Raw genomic sequence first — 21390 nt, forward strand, 5'->3', positions numbered from 1 at the left:
GAGTAACAACCTCCTCCAGTCAGAGGTCTCTCGCCTCAAACGCGCGCAAAGGACCAACGTTCGGGATCTGGCGCACGTCTCTGCCTGGCTGGTCTCCATTGCCCAGGCAAAGGGCGTGGCGCTCGATCAAGCAACCCTGGAAATTTTCCGTCGTCGTGGGTGGCATCCATCGAAGCGCCAAACTGGAGCACCGCGGCTATGACAATGTCCATCGCACGGCTCTCGGCACAATCCGGCCTGCGCTACCTGTTCAAGACGACGATGATGAACGACCTCGCCTCCTCTCCCCCGGACGCCACCACCTACTACATGAAAGCCGGCACACCGGAAGGCCGCTGGATCGGCAGTGGACTCAGCGGAATCAACAGAACCGCCGCTGAACCCGTCTCCGAAACTGACGCGAAAGCAGTCTTCGACTTAGCAGTTCACCCCGACACGGGCGGGCCGCTGGGTCGCCCGCACAGCCAACCCACCGCCGTCGACAACAAGACCGGCCCATCGACCGTGAGGCACGCCGTCGTCGGCTTCGACCTGACCTTCAGTGTGCCAAAATCGGTGTCCATCCTGTGGGCACTCAGCCCCCGAAGCACCCAAGACCGAATCCTGCGAACCCATCACGACGTCGTCGCAGAGACCCTTACATGGCTCGAAGAGAACGTCGTCCACACGCGCGCCGGACGGAACGGCGTCGCCCACCTAGGCGCGATGGGTGCAATCGCCGCCGCCTTCGACCACTGGGAATCACGTCTTGGCGACCCCCAGCTGCACACGCATGTGGTTATCGCCAACCGCATCCAGCGCATCACCGACGGGGCTTGGGTCACGCTCGACTCCCGCACCCTATACAAGGCCGCCGTCGCCGCCAGCGAGCATTACAACGGACTCCTCTTCGACGCCCTCCACCGACAACTCGGAAGCGACACCAATATCCGAATCCCCGTCACCAGCACCCGCAATCCGAGCCAGCAACTCACCGGCATAGACGAAGAACTGATCCGTGAGTTTTCTAACCGGTCCCGTCTCATCAACGTGGAAACAGACCGCCTCGTGGCGGAATGGAAGACGGAACACGGTCACCCTCCGACCGCAGCAACGACCATCAAGCTTCGTCAGCACGCGACTTTGGCTACCCGTGTTCCAAAGGCCGAACTCCCCGCGCCTCTGCGTGAACTCTCAGACCAATGGCGGGCACGAGCGATCGCCAGAGGTTACCACCCAACTGACGTCCTCGCCGCCACGATCAACCGCTCCCGGATTTCCGCCTTTTCGGTCGTGGACCTCACGCCCGATTGGATTGGCGCCGTCGCAACCCTTGCCCGTGAACGGGTCGCCGCCAAGCGCTCAACCTGGAACCGCTGGAACCTCCTCGCCGAAGCGGAAAGGGTCTGCGCCCAGATCCGTTGCCGCTCCGCTTCCGACCGGAATGCACTAATGGATGCCGTCGCCACGGCCGCCGAACATCAGTCCGTGGCGCTCAACGAGTACCGCTACACCGCCCCACCAGACGCCGCGCCGGACGTCCGCATCAGGCAAAGCAGCGTCTTCGACTTCCACGGATCCCGCCTCTACACCGATACGTCAACGCTCGCCTGCGAGGATGCCATCATGGCGGCAAGAAACGACGACGGCGGCCCAGTCGTGCGCGCGGATGTCATCATGGATTCGCTTGACCGAATCCGACAGCCGGAGAAGCCGGAACTGCACTCCGATCAGCGTGCCGCCGTCGCCAGCGTCCTCCTCAGCGGCAACGGCCTCGACGCGATCGTGGGCCCAGCCGGCGCGGGAAAGACAACGACCCTCGGCGCCGTCAAGGCGATATGGGAAGCGGAACACGGTGCCGGTAGCGTGCTCGGGCTTGCCCCGGCGGCGGCAAGCGCGGACGTGTTGGGCCGCGGACTCTCCATGGCCACAGAGAACGTCGCAAAGTGGCTGCACGAGTCGGTGGGCCCAGGGGCAAGTTCACGGGCTGGGCGCTTCTTCGACGTTCAGACTCGTCTGGCGAAGGCTCATACCGACGACCGCCGGAGCATCGCACTCGCGCAGGAAGCTGCCCGGCTCGCCGCCGTTCAACAGCGATGGTGCTTTCACCCGGATCAGCTCGTAATTATCGACGAAGCTTCCATGGTTTCCACGTTCCAACTCGCCGCCCTGGTCCAGCAGGCCCGCGAGGCCCATGCGAAGATCCTCTTGGTGGGTGACCCAGGCCAGCTGGACGCAATCGACGCCGGCGGTTTTCTCGGCTGGCTGGACCGGCAAGAAATGACCACCCGACTCAGCAGCATCTGGAGATTTCACGAGAAGTGGGAGGGCGCATCATCCCTCAAGCTACGGAGGGGAGACTACTCAGCGATTCTGGACTATGAGAAGCATCGACGGATCAGCCACGGCACCTACTTGGACATGGTCCACCGGGCGTACCTAGCGTGGCAGGCCGATACGCTCGCGGGCAAGTCATCCATCCTTATCGCGGCCGACAATGACACCGTCGGCATGCTCAACGAACGCGCCCAAGCCGACCTCGTGGCCAAGGGCGAGGTGGATCCCGAACTGAGCGTTCTGCTCAACGATGGCCTATACGCCGGTTCCGGCGACACCATCATCGCCCGCGGAAACGACCGCAGGCTCGTCGACAGCAACGGTGACTTCGTCCGGAATGGAACACTGTTCGAGGTCGAAAGTGTCAGCAAGCGGGACGCCTCACTTCAAGCGGTTCGGCGGCAAACAGGAGCGAGGATCATACTCCCCCGGACGTACCTCGAGTCGCACGTTGAGCTGGGCTATGCAACCACCGCACATCGCTCCCAGGGCGTCACCGTCGACACCGGTCACACTGTGGTTACCCAGGGCCGGCTCACCCGCGAGCTCCTCTATGTCAGCATGACCCGGGGCCGGTCCGGCAACTTTGCCTACGTCAGCGAAGGTGATGACTCTGAGCACCCTGCCCTTGACCCCTCGCTGCAGCCGTCGTGGCGGAGCATCTTAGGCGAAGTACTCGCTGCGGAAGGTGCTGAGCGGACCGCCCATGAAGTACGCGACGCGGAGCGCAAAAAGTCAGACACCCTCGAACGCCTCTACGCGGAGTATGACTATTTGGCGCAAATAGCCGCTGCTCAAAGTCTCACGGAATACTTGAGCAAGCACGACGGCGGCTCGTCACTCGAACTCGAAAAGTCACCTGCGTGGGGCGCGGCCGTCGCGGCGTGGCGGAAGGCCACGGCCGTCAGCCTTCAGGGGGCTGAACGCGTCTTAGAGGAGACTCTCCGAGACAAAACTGGTGCGAACGACCACGCGTCTATCCTCAGCATGCGGTTGCGTCGGTTCGTGAATGGGATGCCGACAATGTCGATCGACCCCTTGCTTGAGGGTCTTGCTACTCCTCGTCCTGACTTAGCGGAGATGGTCGATCAGGTCCGCCAACGCATCCGGCAGAGGACCGACACCGTAGCCATGACTGCCCTGACAGAGGACCCTGAGTGGAAACGCGTCTTGGCGGTTTCCCTTGGCAGCGGTGCGTCAGGCCAACTGATTCGTGACGTCGCCCTATTCAGGGACAGGTGGGGGATCTCGGACTCACCCCTGCCACTGGGAGCGACTCCCGCTGACTACGAGTGGGAACAGCGGGATCAGAGGGAAAAACTCCAAGTAATGATTGATGGCGCTCGCAATTGTCCAATAGCACCTCAGCGAGAAACCAGTTCATTGAATATGCCCCTTTCCCAGCAGGTCGTCCTTACCAGGGCTGGCTGGCAGCTCTAAGCTGATGGAAGAGGCGAGACTATGGTCCTAAACCCCACGGTGAAACCGAAAGTTGCTACAGCTGGGCTGGTATCGACCAGCACCGTTGTACTGATAGCCGTTGTCCTCTTTCTGGTGTCTTTCGATGCGGCCGAAGTCCCTTCCGTATTCAAGGTTATTGTTGGCGGCCTCTTGGTGGCAGCTGCGCTGCTGTTAGGTGGGTTTTGGTGGACACGGGTCAACCACCGCCGTACATGGCTGGCCGACGCAACGGAAAGATGGAGGTCTTTCGACAATGCCAAGCTGGCAAGCGGGACTACGACCGAATTGACGCTCCTGAGCGTTAACGCAATACAACCCACCGGTTCATGGGTCACCATCATGTGGAACCGCTTCAACCATGTTCAGCCGGCTTGGATGGAGGCGCTGCCAGAACCGATTTGGCCCGGCGCCGTTCTGCTCATCGCCCCGGACCCAGCCCAGGTGACGCCCAGCGCGCCCTGGCCGGACACATACTTCATCCGAGCCGGAGATTGCTTGGCATGGGCACCGGTTGACGGGCGGCCAACTGAGGCGTCTGCTGTCAGCCCAAGTGTAGATCGGTTTGCCAAGGGATCCGGATGAACGGATCCTAAGTTTGACGACGGTCCTCAGCGAGGGCCTGGGGCGGATGTGGATGTTCAAGTTGTCGCTCGCGTTCCGCACGGACGCCCGAGGCAACGAAGTTCACCAAGGCGTCCGGGTCCCCAACCAAAGCGTTGAGGATTTCGATCGGCGCATCGGGGTTGAGTGCGACGATGAGGGCGAGGTCCATGCGGCTGCCCGCGAGCTTGATGAGCACCTCGGGCGGGGTCGCGCTGTTGAAAGCGACCGCCTGACGCACTTCGTCGTCGTTGTCTTCGGCGAGCGAGGCCAGGGCGGCCGATGGCGTGTTCGGGTTCGCCGCGACGGCTCGCCGCACCCGGGAGCTGCGCCGCTCCCCGCCAAGGAGAACAAGGATGTCCGGCGGCGTGCGCGGGTCGAAAGCGACCTGCAGGCGCACCTCCGCTCTCCGACTGGCGACCATCGCTTCGAGGTCATTCCGACTCGGCGCTGCCTCTCTCCACGCTCGATCCCATTCGGCAGCCACCTTCTCCTTGTCCTCAGGTCTTGTGGCCGGGTTCCTGTACGCGGCCAACCCCACGGACTTGTCGTCGTCGAAGAGCAGTCCACCGAGCAGCGCAGGATGGAGGCGCGCACTTCTCGCAGCGCTTGCCCGTACTTCGGGATCGTCGTCGCGCGCAAGCGCCCGGAGGAGGCCGGCGTCCAACGCCTCGTTGCAAGCTGCCGCGGCTCGGATCGAGGAATCCGGATCCTCCGAAAGGGCTTTCAAGGTTTCGGAAGGGACGCGGGTGTTCTCGGCGACGGCACGCCGGACATGCCCCTCGGTGCTCAGGGCGAGACGAGCCAGCGTCGGCGCACCGGTGCGCTCGTCGCTCGCTGCGACCAGCCGCATGTCCGGCTCGCGCACACGGCTCTTTGACAACCTGTCGAGCGCTCCTTCGAGCATTTCGATGGGAAGTTCGAGATCGTCGCGCCGGCCAACCGTTCTGAGGACGTTGTACAATGCCTCGTCCGCACTTGAGGCGATCAGAGATTCGGCGATGGAGGCGGCGAGCTCGTCGGGAGTGCGCGGGTTCGCGAGCACAGCCAGGCGCACGGACGGCTCGCGGTCACTGGCCAGCTTGGCCAGGGCTTCGACGGGCACCGCCTCGTTCTTCGCGAGTGTGGTGCGCACGCGGACGTCGCGGTCGTCGACGAGGACTTCGGCTGCCCTTGCGGGGATCCGACTAGAGTCGGCCAATCGCTCGCGGGGCTCGAAGGACCGCATCGCCCGCAGTTTCGGGAGATGGGAATCCAGGTCCTCCGCGGGGAGTGCCAAGTTCTGCATGAGGGCGACGAGGACCTCTGGTGACTTCGTGCCCATGAGTTCCCTAAGCGCCCAGAGCGGCGTCGATGGGTGGGAGGCGACGAACTGCAGGGTGTTTCCATCACGCTCGGCTGGCGTGCCGCCACGCGCCCAGCCGGGACGGTCATCGCCTTCCGCCCGGAAGCGGGTGCGCTCCTTCCGATCGGTCGCGAGCTTCCCGAGCAGCTCGCCGAGGGAGGCATCCGGAGCCTCTGCCGTGCGGCGGAGTGCTGACCATCGGATCTCGGGATCCGGGTCCACGAGGAGTCTGTCACGCACCGCGGGCTCCGAGATCGGCAACCCATCCGCGACGATTCGGCGCACGCGCGTCGGATGACCCTCACGCATGAGGTTGTGATTGACCGCGTCGGGGAGGCCTGTTCTAAGCCATCTCGGAACGTCGAGCGAGCGCCCTGCTTTCCGGGCCCAGTACTGGCTCGCTTCCGGCACTGGGATACGGTGTTCTGGCCCCCAAGACATGCCCGCCCGCGTAAGGATCAGGAAGTCGGCGAACCATGATGAGTCCAGAGACAAGTCGTCGCGGTCATGCCTGAGCACCATTGCGGCGTGATTTCCGTTGGTGCTGAGAACAGCGGTGCTTTCGGTCACCGATGCCTCAAGGGCATCTTGCGTCGCTGCTGGTCGGCCTCGGCCCAGGGCCCTCGCGGACTCCTTCGGCGTGCGGGGGTTCGCTGCGGCTGCTCTTCGGACGCCGACGCTGCTGTCTCGAAGTAGCACTTCAAGCACGTCGACCGGCGTGCGCTCGTTCCGTGCCACACCCTCGCGGGCCTTGGCGTACCTGTCCTTGGCGAGCTCCCGCACCGTTTCCTCGGGGGTGGCGGCGTTTCGTCCGACACGGAAGCGGATGTCGGCGTCATCATTTCGGGCCAAGTCGACAAGCATGCGTCGTGGGGTGTGCTTGTTGTCGGCAAGGATCTGGTGCTTGCGGCGTCGCGTCACGGTTTCGCGCACAGCCAGCTGCCGCCTGCCCGCGACTCCCGGGAAACCCTCACGCAGCTTCGGCAGCAACTTGTCCGGGTCCCCGCCGAGGAGACGGTCAAGGCTCCAGACTTTCGTCAGGCACTGGCGCGGAAGCCAGAGCCCGACGCTGCGGATGCCGAGGGCGTCGTCGAGGTCGAGCATGACGTAACCCAGCAGTTGGCGGAGGAAGTCTCTCAGTGTCGGGACGGTGAGCTTCCCATAGGCCTTGCTGTCGATGAGCGTGTCCCCCACCAGCCAGTCGGCATCAGCGCCGCCAACAAGATTGGAGCCGGCAAAGACTGGGTTCGGTTCGTAGCGCTCACCCGCCGCGCTTCTCCCCTGCCAATCGTCGAGCTGACCGGCGTTGGCCTCCATCAGCGTTCGAAGATCGGTGAGCGAAGGCTCGTCGATGGCCATGGCAAACGAGAGGCCATTGTCAGCAAGATCCAAGGCCTCACCGAGAGATCTCTTCAGAGCCGCGGCACCACGGCGGTAGACCTGCTCGCAGTGCGCAAGCACGAGCGCGGCACGGTCGAGTTCAGCCGCGTCCGAGGGGCTCTCGACGATCCGAACGGCTACATCGAATGCCTCAGCGAGGACCTGCGCGCGGTGGGAGCCATTCTCAATCTCGTCCTCATGGAGGGGCAGCACGGCGACGCCGAAGGCCGCGGCAGAGTCATGGGGGTCAAAGCCCCCGAGCGCGATTCGCGCACGGAAGTCGATCGCCGTGCCTGAGCGGGCGGCGTCGACACCGAGTGGCGGAGGCACAACCGTCCTGCTTCGGACCAGACCCTCGAGCCCAAGTGCCCGGGCCATTGATTGGCCCCGACTAGACCTGCCCTGCATGCCTGCAAGGATCGGCGAGACGCCGTCGAGATACGCGCGGACGGGAGATCCGAAGTTCCTCAAATGATCCGTAAGGCTCATGCATCCTTCCCCCAGCGCGATTGTCTTTCGGTCGTGCCAACCCGGCCGCTCCTAGCGCGACCGCCTCCCTGTGTCCTCGAATCCAGAATGTCTCTAAAGTACCGTCCGCACCAAGGATCGAAGAACCGAGGCGTCCCCCTTTTCCGGAACGGTTGGCCCGTAACTCGGGTCCAGTTGCTGCTGAGTGATTGGCTGGACTCACACAGTCGAGGAGCCGCGGAGACCCGGAATCGACGCGAGCTAGCTGAAGCGGCGTGAAGTACTGGCCACGCTCGGCTTGCCCCTTGGGATGCAGTCTGGCAGCAGATCGGCCTCGTTTGGGCCGTGCTGGAGCGACGAGCAGCACGTGCGAGCAGATGGAATTCCAAGCCGCATTCGAACATATGTTCTATACTTGTCTTCGTGATCAAGTCTGGCTCCCCTGAAGATGTCGAGCGCATGATGGCTCGCATGGACGCCGAGGCAAACCGCCCAATAGATGACCGCGCACCTATCCGAGACTTTCCGAAGTTTGGTCGGCCGCTCGTGTACGTCGGCGGCATCTATGGCAAGGCTGTCGGGTGGACGCACAAGTACGGTCTCGTTGAGTGGCTGGATTCTTCCGGGAAGTACCACATGGGGTGGGCGCACTCCTCGAGCATCAAACGTGTGCAGCCAGATGACTGGAAGGGCAGTAGCAGGCTGTAGCCGAACGTGGATGGTCCGGGGCAAAAGCGGCAGCGATCTATGTCAGCGAAAGCGAGTGCGCTGACAGCGCGATCCAGACGTACAGCTCCTAGAAGGCATGACGTAATGGCCTGGTCCCAAAAGAGGACCAGGCCATAGCGCGTTTTTAGTTTTCAAGGCACTGGAACCACGGACGCCTTGCTTCAGAGGCTAATCTCGTTCCGCGCCGGCCCGCCTAAAGGGGCCCACTCAACCGGTCCCTTCGTAGCAATGCTGTAGGCAGGTAGGGCCGCTTCAGGAGCCGCCTGCAGACCCGCACCCGCTTCAGCTTCGGGAGCAGTCGCCGCTCGTGGAGAACGCTGGTACGGTGCCGAAGCGGAGGTCAGGACCGATGGTTTCAGCCACGATGCGGCGTGCTTCCCGCTTCTCCCCGTCCTTTTCGAAGGCACGGAACTCGAGTTCACCCGAAACGGTGACGGGGTCGCCCTTCCTAAGGGAGGTCGAGGAATTCTCGGCGAGCGCCCGGAATGCCGAGACGTTGTGGAATACAGGCTCTCCGTCCTGCCAGATTCCGTCTGCTCCTTGGATCCGCTGGTTTACAGCCACCCGCAGTCTGGCGTGCGCCACACCCGACTCCCCATACGTGAGCTCGGGATCGGCGACGAGATTGCCGACGATGTTGACCGGAATCTTGGTGCTCATATCTTCTGTCCTTTCCTTCGCAGACGGGGCGGTCCCGTCCGACGCTTTGGGGGTCGGTTATGGGCCCGAGATCTCCAAGCCACGCGACGGCTCACCAGGCTGCTTCAGGCCTGCATAGGTGTCCGGACTACTAACCGTCGGAGAGATCTCAGCCGCAGTGACCTTCCCACCGAGTCCCGGAGGATCAGTGACTTCAAGGATTTGCTTGGCGGCCGCCGTGACGCGGCCCAGGACGGACTTCGCGATGTCCACGCGAGAAGCAGGCTGATTCCGGGAGGAGCCGTGGCCCTTCGCTGAATGCTCCGCCGCGATCACGGCGTCAGCCCAGCCGGACAAGTAGCTTGCTGACTGGGGGCCCCGATCAATCCCGTGCGCCTTCAACACCGTGTAGGCAACCGACTCGGCCTCGATTTCAGCCAGCCCGCGGTGGTCCACGCTGCTGCCATAGAGCTTGCCCACATTGTCGTCCGGACCATGCAGTAAGACATGCCCAAGCTCATGCGCCAGCACGGCAATCCGTTCCTCAGGGTTCAGCCACCCGCCCACCTGCACCTGGCGCTGACCGAAGTCGGTGAAGCCGCTTGTTAGTCCGTATTGCGCATCCGTGACGTTAATCGAGAAACCATGCGAGCGGGCAACTCCAGCCAATGATGCCCACAGCTGAGGCGCCTCCACCGATGAGTTGCCGGGTCTAGGAACCAGCAGCGGAGCGCCCTGGGTCTGGGAAACGTCAAAGACCGCCTGGCCGCGCCAGCCGGTTATGAGCGTCTTTTTCCCCTCATCGACAGCACCGCTGGGCAGCTTATCGCCCACAGGAATGCGCTGACGGGTGCCGTCGGGCAACAGCATCTGTTGGACACGGGCAATCCTGGGTGCAATGACCCATAGGGCATGCTCGCCGCGAAGGACAGTGCGGCCGTGTCGTTCCCATTCCTTGTACCCCGCGACGAGCGTCGGCTCGTCCGTTCCCCGCTGCGCCATCTGCATCATCAGCAAGGCAACGTTCCCGCCCGAGTAGCGCCACAAGTTGGCGGAAGCATCGAGCAAGACCTGCCAATGTGAGGGTGACTCAACTGCGTTCTCCAGGATTGAGTGCAAACCATCCATGAGGGCGGCAACGCGCTCCTCAGGGGCCATACGGCGAGCGCCCGGTCCCGCCAGAGCGGAACTCTGGTCAGAGGCGATGGAGGACGGAACTTCGGATGTAGCGGCCACGACAGCCACCCTTCATGCTTCTTGGATCGCAGTATTTGCTGCGCAGACACCCGTTCATGGCTCGGACTGCCACGAGCGACATGACTCAGAATTCAGAAACCAGCTGATGAGCATCCTTGCGCCACTCGGTGAACGCGGGGTCGTCATTAGCCAGGACGCGGGGTGAAGGCTCCTTGTGCACCTGAAGACCAACGCATCCGGCGGTCCTGGTGTGCGTCCTCAAGCGTTCGACGGCGTGTGGGAGCCTTTCGTGGAAGGCGAGCGGACCGAATCCAGGGTCGTCCTCCGTGTAGGAGGCAAGCTCCGCGCGCTGCAGAGCGTAAAGCTCAGCCACGATCTCTGAGTGCCGCCACCAGCAATCCGGAACCACCGAGGTCGTCAATTGATAGGTGGCGACGAGCCATGTCACCCATGTGAAGAGGGACCCCCAGACGTCCTGCGACTGCTCCGGCGTCATCTCCCTCCAGCGTCGGGTCACATTCTTGGGGCCAGCGGGGATGGGGAACGCAGACCTAAACAACTGTGCGGTGAGCTCGTCGTCCCCAAAGGAAGCCGAGGACGGGACATCAAACTGGTCCGTGTCGTCATGGCTGTGCATCCGGCGCCTCTTCCTTCTTCTGTTGGCGTTGCCGGTGCCCGTCCGCCAATTCGCGCTCCATCTCGGCTTTCAGGCGGCGCAACTCCCCTGCGTCCTTCCGCTTGTGCCACTCAAGGAGGTCCAACAGGATGGGTCGGGTGCGCCGGCCGAGCATGAGGGCTGTTCCAACAGGCAGGCGTCGAATCTCGTCCAGAGCAATGACCGGACTCTCGCGTATTTGCTCACCGTCCTGCCGGCCCTGCGAGGACCACGACCGTGTGGTCAGCGTAAGACTCCGCTCCCCCAGCAATCCGGCCAGCGAGCGGAGGTCCCTTTCGTCGGATCCGCCCCCAAAGATCACCTTGATGATGGCCGAGTCCCAGATCGTGGCCGCCTCATCAATGGACCAGCCGGAACGAGCCTGGGATAGGGATTGCAAAACCACGAGTGTCGAGATGCCAATGCCGCCGCCGTCAGAGAGTGCCACAGGCAGTCCGGGCCATGGAGCCAGGTTCGCGATCTCATCGAGGATCAACGAAAGGGGCGGCTCCAACCGGCCTCCCGGTGATACGAACGCCATCTCCCTCGCTGCATTGTCGATGTCATCGATCAGTGCGGACAGGTACGGCCCTGCAGCGGCCGCCCCAGCGCGGGTGCCGATGAGATAAAGAGTTCCCCGGTCCCGTATGAAGGCTTTCGGATCGAACTCTTCGGACTCGTCCTGTGGGTTTAGGGCGGCCAGCACTTTCGGTGACGACAGTGGTGCCACCGCCGCCGATACCCCAATCCACGAGTTGGACGTGTTCCGCGGGTCGTCTTCCAGTATCCCCATCAAGTCCGCTTGCCATCCCAGCGCGGCCCCGGGCCGGCCCAGCACCTCGAGTGCTTCCCTTGCGAGTACCGGGCTGGAAGACCAGCGTCGAAATGCCGTCACTCCCTCGCCGCACAGCGCGGCAGCATGGAGCAGGCACTGAAGGACTATCAGCGAGCGCTTCTGCCATGCTGCGTTCTCGCCCTTCATCTCAGTGTCCGCTGTGATAACTAGCCCACGACGGGTAGCCATGTCCGGGTCCTCGCACCCGCGCACGGGCGACCAGCGAAGTGACGATGGAATTCCGGACATACCTTGCGGATCAAAGACTGTCACGGGTCGTCCGCCGGACGCCCGGGCCTTCAACGTCACAACCAGGTTGTCCGCGCGCGTGGAAGTCGTGACGACGGCGCCGGGCGCATCAAGTATGGCGTTGATGACAACGTACAGACCCTTACCGGATCTCGGTGCGCCTTGAATCACCAATGACTCTTCCGTGGAGACGTGGACCGTGACCCCGCGGGAGCGGCCCAGCGTCCACGACAGGTCCTGCACGGAGGGGTTCACGACTCCTGGGCGTGTGAACTTCCCTCTCTTGCGCACAGCCCTCGCCCCGAAGTCGTGAAGAACCTCGGCGCGGCGGGCTACGCCGTCGCGGTTGAGGATGTCCTGGCGCAGCCACCCGCCTGATTGCTTCCATCGCCGCCACGCGACCAGTCCCCCGACCGCGAGCGCGCCGACCACGAGTAGCGCCGGGGCCAGCACCCACCAGACACTGTCTGCGCCGACTTCACAGTCAGATGGGCGCACAAGTATCCATTCCATCCTGTTGGTGAGAAGTCCGACGGCGGCCGCCGGGTTAAAGGGCGACGGCGGCATACTGCCGCAACGCATAGTGCCGGCTACGTGAGCTGCAGCTTGAACCACTGCACAGACACAGACGTAGGCTGCCGCCGCAACAAGACCCGCGGTGACCAGCGGATTGTCACTCGCAGCCCGCGAGCTGCCGCGGGCTCTCACAGCATCCTGTCGTCGGTTGAGAAAACAGCCAGCTCGTCAGTTGTCACCCGGTTGGCAACGATGAAAGAGCGGTTTCCCACCTTCCAGAGCCCGACCCCTTTGGGAAGGTTCTCCACGTGCTCGCATTCAGCTTCGGTGAGGCCGAGCGCTTCCTTGGTCAGGCGCATCGCGTCATGCTTCTGCCTGTAAATGATCCTGGTGTCTGCCTCGGTCAGCAGGCCAAGGGCTTTCTGGCGATGCCCACTGGTACTGTCCCCGATCTCGTTGAGGTCCGCCACCTTGTGCATGATCAACAGGTTCGCGATCCCATAGGTTCTGGCCAGCCGCCACTGCTCGCTCATCTTGGCCAACATGTACGGATCGGCGAGCATTCGCCACCCCTCGTCGTACACCACAAGCCGTTTGCCGCCGTCGGGATTTGTAATGGCAGCTTCCAACCAGGTGGCGCCACAGGCGGCCGCCAGCGAAAGGGCCTGCTCCGATGCCCCGATCAGCGCCGACGTATCCATCACCATCATCGGTGCGTCCGCGTCGAAGGCCACAGTGGACGGGGCATCGAACATACCTTCGAGATCTCCGGATACCGTGCGTCGCAACGAGTGGCTGACGGCGGTTCCTCCCTCGACGCCGACCAGGGCCGTCATCTCTTTCGAGGGTTTGAGCAAGTGGTCCAGCACCATAGGCAAGGTGGGGTTTGAGTTCTCGGCCATGGTTTCCATGAGGGCGATGTCCAAGGCCGTGTGCTCTACGGGGCGGAGCGGTGTGCCCTGCCGCATGAGGGAGACCAAGGCCACCAGCAGATAGCGGCGCCGTTGCCTCACCACCGCCTGCCATTGAGCCTCGGTGAGGGCGCTCGGGCGGGGCCCGGCGTCGAGGGGATTCACCCTCGCAGGTCGGCCGGGACCAACGGAGATCACCTTGCCGCCCACGGTCTTGGCGACGCCGACCCACTCGCCTTTGGGATCAGACGCGACGGCGGCCTTCCGCCCCAAGGTGATGGACCGCGTCACCAACGACTTGCCGCACATGGACTTGCCGGTGCCGACGGTTCCGATCACCACGATGGACGGGCCGCTGATGATCCCCTTGTCATACAGAATCCACGGATCGTAGGAGAAGGCCCCGGACCCGAACACGTCGGTGCCAATGTAAGTCCCTTCGTGCCCCAGGCCCGACTCCGTAAGGAACGGATATGCGGCGGCAAATGTCATCGTCGAAGCACGGTGCGGCGCAGGACGCAGTCGGTGCGGACCACGCAGCGAGTTTTGCTCCTTGCTCCCCCAGTCACCTGTGAAGCGAAACGCCTGGAAATCCTTCTGCTTGTCCTCTGCGGCTGCGCTCGCCCATGCTGCCCCGGGAGGTGAGATCCGCCGTCGTGCCTTCCGTTCGCTTCGGTTCTTCCCCGACGGGACGTACTCAAGGCTCTTCGTTTCCTGCTTCAACGCAATCCCCTCCCAAGCGGCAGCCCGCCGGCGACAAACGCAGCCCACTGCTGTCCGTATAGGAGCCGCAGCTCGACGAATGCGCCAGCAGCGGCGGATTCAAGTTCCTGGCGGTGCCGCGCCAAGTCCTCGAGCGAGGTCGCCGTGACGGTCATGTAGGCCGCCGGGCGCACATCACCATGGCCGGCGACGATCTCTTCCTCCCTCTGGATCACTTCTTCCTCCTCGGCTTTTTGCTCACGGGTGAGTGGCCTGTCGAAGCGGGCGTTGATGCGGCGGCGGGTTTCATGTGCCTCCTGCGCGGACCGGATGTCACGCAGGGCTTCAGCCGTGGGTACAGCCCGGATGACTTCCGTGAAGGTGTGGCGGAACTCGCCGACATAAATCAGGGGATGCAGGAACCCCGGGAAGACCTTTTGTCGCGGCCATTCAGCGATCCAAAAAGTCTGGTGGAACCCTGTGTCGGTCCGTAGGTACGTCCAGTGTTCCTCCACGGCCATCGGACGATGCCGGTCGAGGTTAGCAGTCGCCTTACCTGCCGGTTCGTCCAGCGGCGGGGTTGTCGCCACCGGCACTCTCGCCGACGGCAAGGTCGCAGGATCGAATGCACCACGAATGATGCCCAGCAACCCCGCTTCGCCGACCCATTCCTCTACCATGACATTGTGAGTCCCCAGCGACGTTTGTATGGCCTCGACTTCAAGCCGCAACACGGTTTCGAGGCCTGTGAGTCCCCCGCCTGACTCCTTGATCCGCCGTCGAGCCTTGCTGGTGTCCAAAACCACCACCACGAGAAGCTCATGGCTCATAGTTGACCCGGCAGCACCCAGCAAGTCCTCGTATGCACGTTGCCCCCACGTGAGCTTCCCGCCGCCAGCTCCGGCCTGCTCGGCGTTGCCTCTGTAGTAATCCCAGAGGGCCGACGATGGGTAGGGCACGGTGTAATCCTGGATGGCGATCCGGGCCACGCCCTGACGTTGGGCCATGCCGGCCTGGACACGTGACCAGGCCTGGACGGCCCATGCCTTGTCATCCGCGTCCAGGAGCGCAAACGATCGCGTACTGCATCGCAGCAGAGCGATCGCCTCCTTTCCGTGGCGGTCGACGATAAAGCATTCGGCGCCGGCCGTTGTTCGGATCTCCAAATTGCCTAGACCGCCCGGAAGGGCGAGCCGCCCAGCAAGTTGTGGCGTTGCGGGCTTTGCGAGGAAACGGGTCTGGCCTGTCGCCGCACGGTAAAAGTACAAAGCGATCTGTTTCGCCCACACGGGGTAAGGGATGCGGGAGTACTGGAGAAGTCCGAGCAGCATGAGCCCGAGCCACATAGGTCCGGAGAGGAATAGGCCTGCCGGCCCAGCGCTGGCTGATGCCACGATGGCGACTGACGCTCCCCCTGCGATGATCAGCAATTGGTACCACTTGAGCCCGAGGAAGAATCCCCGGCGCTCGTATCTTGGAAACTTGACGGCCTCAAGGACGCGCGAATCCTCAGACATGAGGAGTACCTCCCTTCGGAGGGTCGATTCTTGGGTGCTGGGGTTTCGGAGGTTGGACTCTTGCTGGGGCTGGTGCGCTGGCGTTCGGCTGCGCTCTCCGTTCGGCCTCTTTCAGAGGTGCCTGCCGAGGAGATTCTGAGGCCGTGCCGTTTTGCCTACGGGGATGGCCGCGCATTGAGCCCAGGGACTCCGAGGGGTGCGGGGCGGTCGGAGCGCCAACGGAGGTTCCGCTGCTCAGAGCCAGTCGAGTCCCGTCGCTGCCAGGTGAAGACGCTCCGGAGCGGACAGTGGATGCCAACACTTGTGTGGGGAAAGCGCTACGGCTTGAGCTGATCGGCCGAGTCATTGCGGAGCGACTTACCAGGCTCGCGAGTGTCATGCGGCCACCCGTCTGCCTGCTTATTTGGCGGGCCGCAACATTGCTGCTCCTGGACAGGATGTGGCCGCCTCCTGCGGTTTGGGCGGCGGCCGCGAGCTCCCCGCCGGCGAAGCTCACCAGCCGCAGGGCCATCATTGGTGCACCGCAGGCGAGGACCATGCCGACTGTGCCGGCTGCCAATCCTGCGAAGGACTTGGACTCGGCAAAGAGCTTCACCGCGACTGCCAAGACTGTTCCGGCCAACGGCTTGGCCAGAACCAAGGCAATGACGACCTCGCACCATCGCCGCGCCCAGGATTTTGTCTTGTCCCAGGGAAGCAGCATGAGCGCAACGGGGGCGACGGCGGCCAACACGACGAGCGCGAAGGAGCGGAAGATCATCGAGCACATCAGGATGAAGGCAAGGATCCAGACGACTATGACTGCCATCACCGTCACGACGACGGCACCAGGGGCGCCCCCGGTGTTCCCCGGTGCCAGCGAGATTAGGTTCCATTCTCGCCCTGTTCCTTCTGGTGCCCGCTCGAAGCCAAAGAGTCTCATGAACACCAGGTAGGGATCGGAGCCAATCGATTCGAGGAGCGCGGCCGAGGCTAAGTCGCTCGCCCGCGTCAGTTGCCGGACGAGATACACAGCCGCCCCAACGAGCGGAATGGCAGCAGCTCCGCCGAGCATCGCCCGTCCGATCCGTCTCGGCTGCTGGCTAACCAGGCCGGACAGTACCTGAAGGATCATCACGACGACGAGAGGTGTCAACATGACAACGACCCACCAGTTCGTGAGCCCCCGGATGGAGAGCCATTGGGAGTCGTCGACGTCTGACACGGTGAAGGCGCCGGTGATGAAGGCCCAAAGCCATGACGCCATGTTCTGAAGGATGTTCGCAAAGAGCGACGTGACTGCACCCATGGCGTTGTCGTTGGCCTGTGAGACCAAACCGCAGCCGGGCGGCCACCATCCATTGAGATCGCACTCAGCGGGCATGGGCTAAAACCCGAGCGGGAAGGCGGTCTGCGACCAGAGGATGTAGCCGTTGATGCCGCCGAGGATGGCAGCAACGGGCCCCGTCCACAGGAGGATCACGCCGCCGCCGGAGGCAAGGCGTGAGGACTGGCTTAGTTTGCCGGCCAGAAGCATCGCGGCACCGATGATGGCCACGATGGCAATGACGATAAAAGCGCCGACGAGGATGCCGCCGCCGATCTGTTTGAGCGATTCCAGGAAGGGAAAGCTCGCGTTCGGGGTGATCCCCGGGTCCACCGCTGCGAAAAACATTAGTGCTCCGTCCGTCGTATTCCATGGAGTGAGCAGATGAGCTCACGGGTTCATGGGAGCTACGGAGGGGCAGCGACATGACTCCACCAGCGAACACCCTCTTAAGACGGAAAGAGCACCAGACGTGCAGTGACTCCAGAGATGGGTTGGCCTGCGGGATTGGGTGTGGTGCAGGAGCCGGTCAACGGTGGCCGTGGCTCGGGTTTTGGGCATGAGCTCGTCGAAGCCGGCCGGGTGGGCGGCCAGGAAATTGCGATCAAGGGTTCTCAGGTCCCCATGGTCCGGACCCGGCGGCGCGCCTCACCGTAACGACTGCCGTCAGCTCTTCTCGCTACCTCCGCGAAGGTGGGCTATGAGGGCGGCGAGTACTAAATCTCCAAGCGATGGCTTTGCCGGCGGCTCTGGAAGCCCAGGCTGATCTGGGGGCTCAGGCGGGTCTGGAGGCTCCGGGTCTTCCGGCTCGCCCGGGTCTACCGGGGCGAGGACGGGAGGAGTGCTTCTCAGGCAGTTAGCCATTTCCAAGGCTGCACCCCAGAAATCCTCCGGGCTTGAGGCTGAGTTCAAGCCGTCATCGGCAGCCGAAATACAATCCGCGTTTGGACTGTTCGGGTCGGGGTCGTTGTCGAGAGCCACAGCCCGCACGAGACCGCTGTAGCCCTCCCGTTGTATGCCCTGAACGAGTTCGCCGATGATCTTCACATACGATTCCATGACCTCTCCCACCATTTTCGTGCGCCTGGCCAGGGCGAGCTACCAACTCTGATGGGCATCAGGGTACGCGCTGGGTGAGGCTCCGGATAGGGGTCGCGTTGGCTCTCTAATGGGTGGTGGCTGGCCTGGTGCCTGGCTGCCAGGATGGCTGCCAGGCACCATGTGTGCGGAAGACAGTCCAGGACTCTTCAGCCGGCGCTGTGGGCGGACAGCTTCCGGCGCGATAACAGTATTGGTCTCGGCGTCGTAGTTAAGATCGTCGCGCGCCACGCGCGCTGTGCGCGATCACAACCTGCACCGTGCTCGCTTCGCATGGCAGATCGATCTGCCCACGGAAGCCGACGTTCCAACCGACCGCTCCACCAAGGGCCATCAGGTGGCCGTCGGGTGGCTTCGAGCCGTCGAAGTTGGTGGACACAAAACGTTGCTCCGTCACGCTCGAAAGGGTTGGGGACCGTTCCCGGCTGCTCGCGGTCGAAGTCTACGCAGACGCGCTCGCCGTGCCCCCGCGTCTTGCGGAAGCCGATCGTCGCCTCCACGCACTGTGCGATGTCTGCTGCGGGCAGCGTATAAAGCATGGACGCGCGGTCGTCGAGATCCACTTCAGGCGCGCCCCCGGGCGCGAAATCGTCGATGAACACCTGTTGCTGATTGCTGCTGAGTACACCAGGGCCCAGCTGCACTTGCATCGCACCTATCTCGCCAGCGCGATATTGCGTCAGGTAGCGGCTGACGCAGATCCGATCCTCGTCGCCGCGCCGCGACGGGCGGCGGAATAGATAGTAACCATTCCAGGGGAAGCCCTTTACAGGGTCGAACGACCAGCGCAAGTTGGTGGCCGATACGTCGGTCGCCGAACCGTCATCCCCGAACTCGACTTTCATCCGTTGGTGCGTTACGCCGCCAACATCATCCGTGGCTATATTGTCGCCGGTGGTTCCATTGTCGATTCGAGTGTTGTCGGCCATCTATGGCGTTCCCAGTTATTTGCCCTCATTATGAGCCAATCCCCTAGTGCTGCCAATAGTTGTCGGAACCACACTCTAGTATTTGAACCATGTCCTTCACCTATACCTCAGCCGACCTGGCGAAAATCGACACCACGATTCCCGGGCGTGCGGCAAGCGCTGACCTTTTAATCGTTCCTGGCGTCGAAGTCAAAAAGGAAATAGACGTGGAGGTGGACAGCGAAGTGGCCGATATCGAGGCCGCCCTCAAGCTAGCCGTCCTAGTGGGCGCTCCTTTCATTAGCGTCTCGACCACGCCGTTCTCGGTCGACATGACCAGGATCTACTTTGAAACAGAACACGGCGAAGAATTGCCGCCGACAGCAGAACGGATTCTAAAGGCTGCCGACAAGCACGATGGCACGATGATGTCCCTCACGGTGAACTGGCTAGCTCAAGGCTTAGCGTATGAGTGGTGCGCCCGCTGCGACTGGGCCGGCGAACTGATGGAGAAGATAAACGCCGTGCTTGAAAACGCTGAGGTGGAATCCGAGGCTGAACGAGAGGAGCACCGCGAACAGTACCGCGCTGCCTATCGAGCTTCGCTTTCAGCCCTGCTCAACTCTCCCAAATACCGTGGTGAGCCTATCGGGAAGCGTCGTCACCTCGTGAAGTCGATTCTCGCTGAGGCGGGGGTAGAGGAAATGCCCGAGGTTTTTATGACCCGGCAGGTTCAGCCTGAGGCCAACAGGATCATCGGTGAAAAGGTCTACGAATACGAGCAGGACTTCCGTGCCCGCAAGACGGAGCTGGCCGACGAACTGAGAACCTATCCAGCCTGGCAGCGGGACTACACCCAAATCCAGCGCAAGGCAGCTGCCGCTGAGTTCCTAAAGGAAAAGGCCGACGGCTACAGGTTGAGCACCGACTTGGCTGGCGAGATTAGTGAAGCTGCGGCCAAGCCGGTGTATGTGTCTCGCTACTAACATCAATAGTAGTGTGAACAGGCAAGCCTAGAGAGGGATGATGCCATTGGAAATCAACAAATAGTACCCGGCGAACAGTACCCAGATACCAGAGACTCCCGTGAGTAGCCGAATATGGTTTTGGGGAGTCATGCTCTCGGCAAAGGGCGCTAGCATCTCCAAAACGATGAGCAGGAAGCAGATGAAGATGGCTGTAAGAACGAGTTCGACTTCTGCACTGTTGCCCGATCCCCTGGCTATGGCCCTCAAGGCGGCGAACTCACCCATGGCAATGGCCAGTCCGATTGCCACCGTAATTCCCAATACCATAGCCTTGAACTTGAACCCACGTGCCGCTAACTGCCCGTATTGCTTCGCATAGGTTGCACCCTGCTTGATGCCCACGGCTACAGCGATGAGAAGAGTGGGGATAGCTGATGCTGCAACCTGGAAAAACATAATGGGCAGATCGTTCATGCTCCTATCGTGCCATATCCGGTGATAGCCTTTTTATATGGCAACCAAAACTTACACCCGGCTTCTCGATGACCTCGATGGTTCCGACGCCGATGAAACTATCCGCTTTGGTATCGACGGCGTCACCTATGCGATTGACCTCAATTCCGGCCACGCTTCCGAACTCCGTGACTTCCTGAGTCGCTTCCAGGATGCCGCTCGAAAAGAAGGCGGCACAACTAAGCGCCAGGGCAAGTCCACTAGTGGTGTCGATACCAAGGCTGTCCGGCTCTGGGCGGCTGACAACGGTATCCAGGTCAATACTCGTGGCCGTCTCCAGGCTGACGTAGTAGAGAAATACCTGGCCGCACACTAAAGGCCGGTGCCAGCCAGGAGAGAGAGTCTCCAACCGACTGACACCGGCTGGTCACAGAATATAGCGACCCTTGGTTTTTTTAAGGACAGAATCAGGCCCGGAATCTAAATCGATTCGTGGCCTGATTTGTTTAATTGCCCCGCCGCTCCCCCGTGCCTCACGCTCGATATATGAGAAAGCTTTTGGTTGCTTTAGCCCTCGCCCGGGGACTGGCGCTAGGCGATATCAGCGCCGCCAGTGCTGTTTCCAGTGGCTGGTACGACGAGAACTGGGCGTACGAGCCGTATGTGGATCTCGACCGAACTGACCAGGGAGCTGTGGCGTCTGGCATGTCCGGCGGGGTGGTGTCCGGAATCCGTATCGGAACGACTGGCTGGGCCTGCCCCATTGCCTCGGCTGTCGTGGGAGCTGCTGCGTTCTACATCGCCGCCAACGGTCTCTGCCTGGACAGGCTGAGAAACTATCCCAATTACCTGTTCAGCTACCCGATGAGGTGCGTGTCATGAGTCTTCGTCAGCAGGATAAGCGCGTGATTCTCATCGGCCTGATGGTGGGGCTGATTGTGTCCGCCGGCGTGGCCTCTAACTCTGGGACTCCGGTGCTGGCGTTCGTATGAATATTCGCCTTTTTGGGGTCCATCTGTCGTGTGTTTGGGGGCCGGTGGGCAGAGCCCGCATTAGCGGTCTTGGGTGCCGGTAGTGGCGTGCTTGGGGGCCACCCGGCTTAGGCTCCTTCCGTCGTGTGTATAGGGCGCACGGCGG

Annotated in this window: 17 protein-coding genes; 5 read left to right on the forward strand and 12 right to left on the reverse strand. The window is 62.5% G+C overall.

Translation table 11 applies throughout. The features are described 5' to 3' along the window. Positions 1–198 precede the first annotated feature (198 nt). Entirely contained in the window at positions 199–3756 is a 3558-nt protein-coding gene (gene mobF / locus AC1DDO_RS18325; protein WP_476952648.1) for a MobF family relaxase, read from the forward strand. Between the two features lie 610 nt (positions 3757–4366). Here the strand turns inward: mobF and AC1DDO_RS18330 are convergent. After that, on the reverse strand, positions 4367–7591 hold the full coding sequence (locus AC1DDO_RS18330; RefSeq protein WP_476972464.1) for a hypothetical protein: 3225 nt from the start codon (positions 7589–7591) through the stop codon (positions 4367–4369). Between the two features lie 402 nt (positions 7592–7993). On the opposite strand from AC1DDO_RS18330, the gene AC1DDO_RS18335 reads away from it, so the two are divergent. Then, the gene (locus tag AC1DDO_RS18335; RefSeq protein WP_476972465.1) at positions 7994–8278 is read left to right on the forward strand and encodes a hypothetical protein; all 285 of its coding nucleotides are present in this window, start codon (positions 7994–7996) and stop codon (positions 8276–8278) included. A gap of 303 nt (positions 8279–8581) precedes the next feature. On the opposite strand, the gene AC1DDO_RS18340 is transcribed toward AC1DDO_RS18335, so the two are convergent. From AC1DDO_RS18340 to AC1DDO_RS18385, 10 genes are all read right to left on the reverse strand, one after another. Further along, positions 8582–8959, reverse strand: coding sequence for a single-stranded DNA-binding protein (locus AC1DDO_RS18340; protein WP_476972466.1), 378 nt, complete (start codon positions 8957–8959; stop codon positions 8582–8584). 57 nt (positions 8960–9016) lie between these two features. After that, positions 9017–10096 (reverse strand): ArdC-like ssDNA-binding domain-containing protein, encoded by a 1080-nt coding sequence (locus tag AC1DDO_RS18345; RefSeq protein ID WP_476964530.1) that lies wholly within the window; start codon positions 10094–10096, stop codon positions 9017–9019. A gap of 163 nt (positions 10097–10259) precedes the next feature. Then, positions 10260–10772, reverse strand: coding sequence for a hypothetical protein (locus AC1DDO_RS18350; RefSeq protein ID WP_476945588.1), 513 nt, complete (start codon positions 10770–10772; stop codon positions 10260–10262). Beyond that, positions 10759–12441, reverse strand: coding sequence for a type IV secretory system conjugative DNA transfer family protein (locus AC1DDO_RS18355; RefSeq protein WP_476964529.1), 1683 nt, complete (start codon positions 12439–12441; stop codon positions 10759–10761). Before AC1DDO_RS18355 ends, AC1DDO_RS18350 begins: the two co-directional genes overlap by 14 nt. Positions 12442–12578: 137 nt before the next feature. After that, on the reverse strand, positions 12579–13793 hold the full coding sequence (locus AC1DDO_RS18360) for an ATP-binding protein (RefSeq protein WP_476972467.1): 1215 nt from the start codon (positions 13791–13793) through the stop codon (positions 12579–12581). A 227-nt stretch (positions 13794–14020) separates the two neighbouring features. Next, positions 14021–15520, reverse strand: a complete 1500-nt coding sequence (locus AC1DDO_RS18365) for an SCO6880 family protein (RefSeq protein ID WP_476972468.1) — start codon at positions 15518–15520, stop codon at positions 14021–14023. Next, complete coding sequence (locus AC1DDO_RS18370) at positions 15513–16808, reverse strand: type IV secretion system protein (protein WP_476972469.1); 1296 nt, start codon at positions 16806–16808, stop codon at positions 15513–15515. Before AC1DDO_RS18370 ends, AC1DDO_RS18365 begins: the two co-directional genes overlap by 8 nt. Before the next feature lie 78 nt (positions 16809–16886). After that, a complete protein-coding gene (locus AC1DDO_RS18375) occupies positions 16887–17174 on the reverse strand; it encodes a hypothetical protein (RefSeq protein WP_476972470.1) in 288 nt (95 codons plus the stop codon). Between the two features lie 318 nt (positions 17175–17492). Then, positions 17493–17873, reverse strand: coding sequence for a hypothetical protein (locus AC1DDO_RS18380; protein WP_476964525.1), 381 nt, complete (start codon positions 17871–17873; stop codon positions 17493–17495). Between the two features lie 200 nt (positions 17874–18073). Then, the gene (locus AC1DDO_RS18385) at positions 18074–18853 is read right to left on the reverse strand and encodes a hypothetical protein (RefSeq protein ID WP_476964524.1); all 780 of its coding nucleotides are present in this window, start codon (positions 18851–18853) and stop codon (positions 18074–18076) included. A gap of 89 nt (positions 18854–18942) precedes the next feature. Between AC1DDO_RS18385 and AC1DDO_RS18390 the strand changes: the two genes are divergently transcribed. Further along, a complete protein-coding gene (locus AC1DDO_RS18390) occupies positions 18943–19818 on the forward strand; it encodes a hypothetical protein (protein WP_476972471.1) in 876 nt (291 codons plus the stop codon). Positions 19819–19845: 27 nt separating this feature from the next. On the opposite strand, the gene AC1DDO_RS18395 is transcribed toward AC1DDO_RS18390, so the two are convergent. Continuing rightward, on the reverse strand, positions 19846–20274 hold the full coding sequence (locus tag AC1DDO_RS18395) for a hypothetical protein (protein WP_476964522.1): 429 nt from the start codon (positions 20272–20274) through the stop codon (positions 19846–19848). 37 nt (positions 20275–20311) lie between these two features. Between AC1DDO_RS18395 and AC1DDO_RS18400 the strand changes: the two genes are divergently transcribed. Together AC1DDO_RS18400 and AC1DDO_RS18405 are read left to right on the forward strand one after the other, a co-directional pair. Then, positions 20312–20629, forward strand: coding sequence for a histone-like nucleoid-structuring protein Lsr2 (locus AC1DDO_RS18400; RefSeq protein ID WP_476964521.1), 318 nt, complete (start codon positions 20312–20314; stop codon positions 20627–20629). A gap of 170 nt (positions 20630–20799) precedes the next feature. Then, a complete protein-coding gene (locus tag AC1DDO_RS18405; RefSeq protein ID WP_476972472.1) occupies positions 20800–21135 on the forward strand; it encodes a hypothetical protein in 336 nt (111 codons plus the stop codon). The last annotated feature ends 255 nt before the right edge of the window (positions 21136–21390 follow it).

It is taken from the genome of Arthrobacter sp. 10N43 (genome assembly GCF_056394525.1).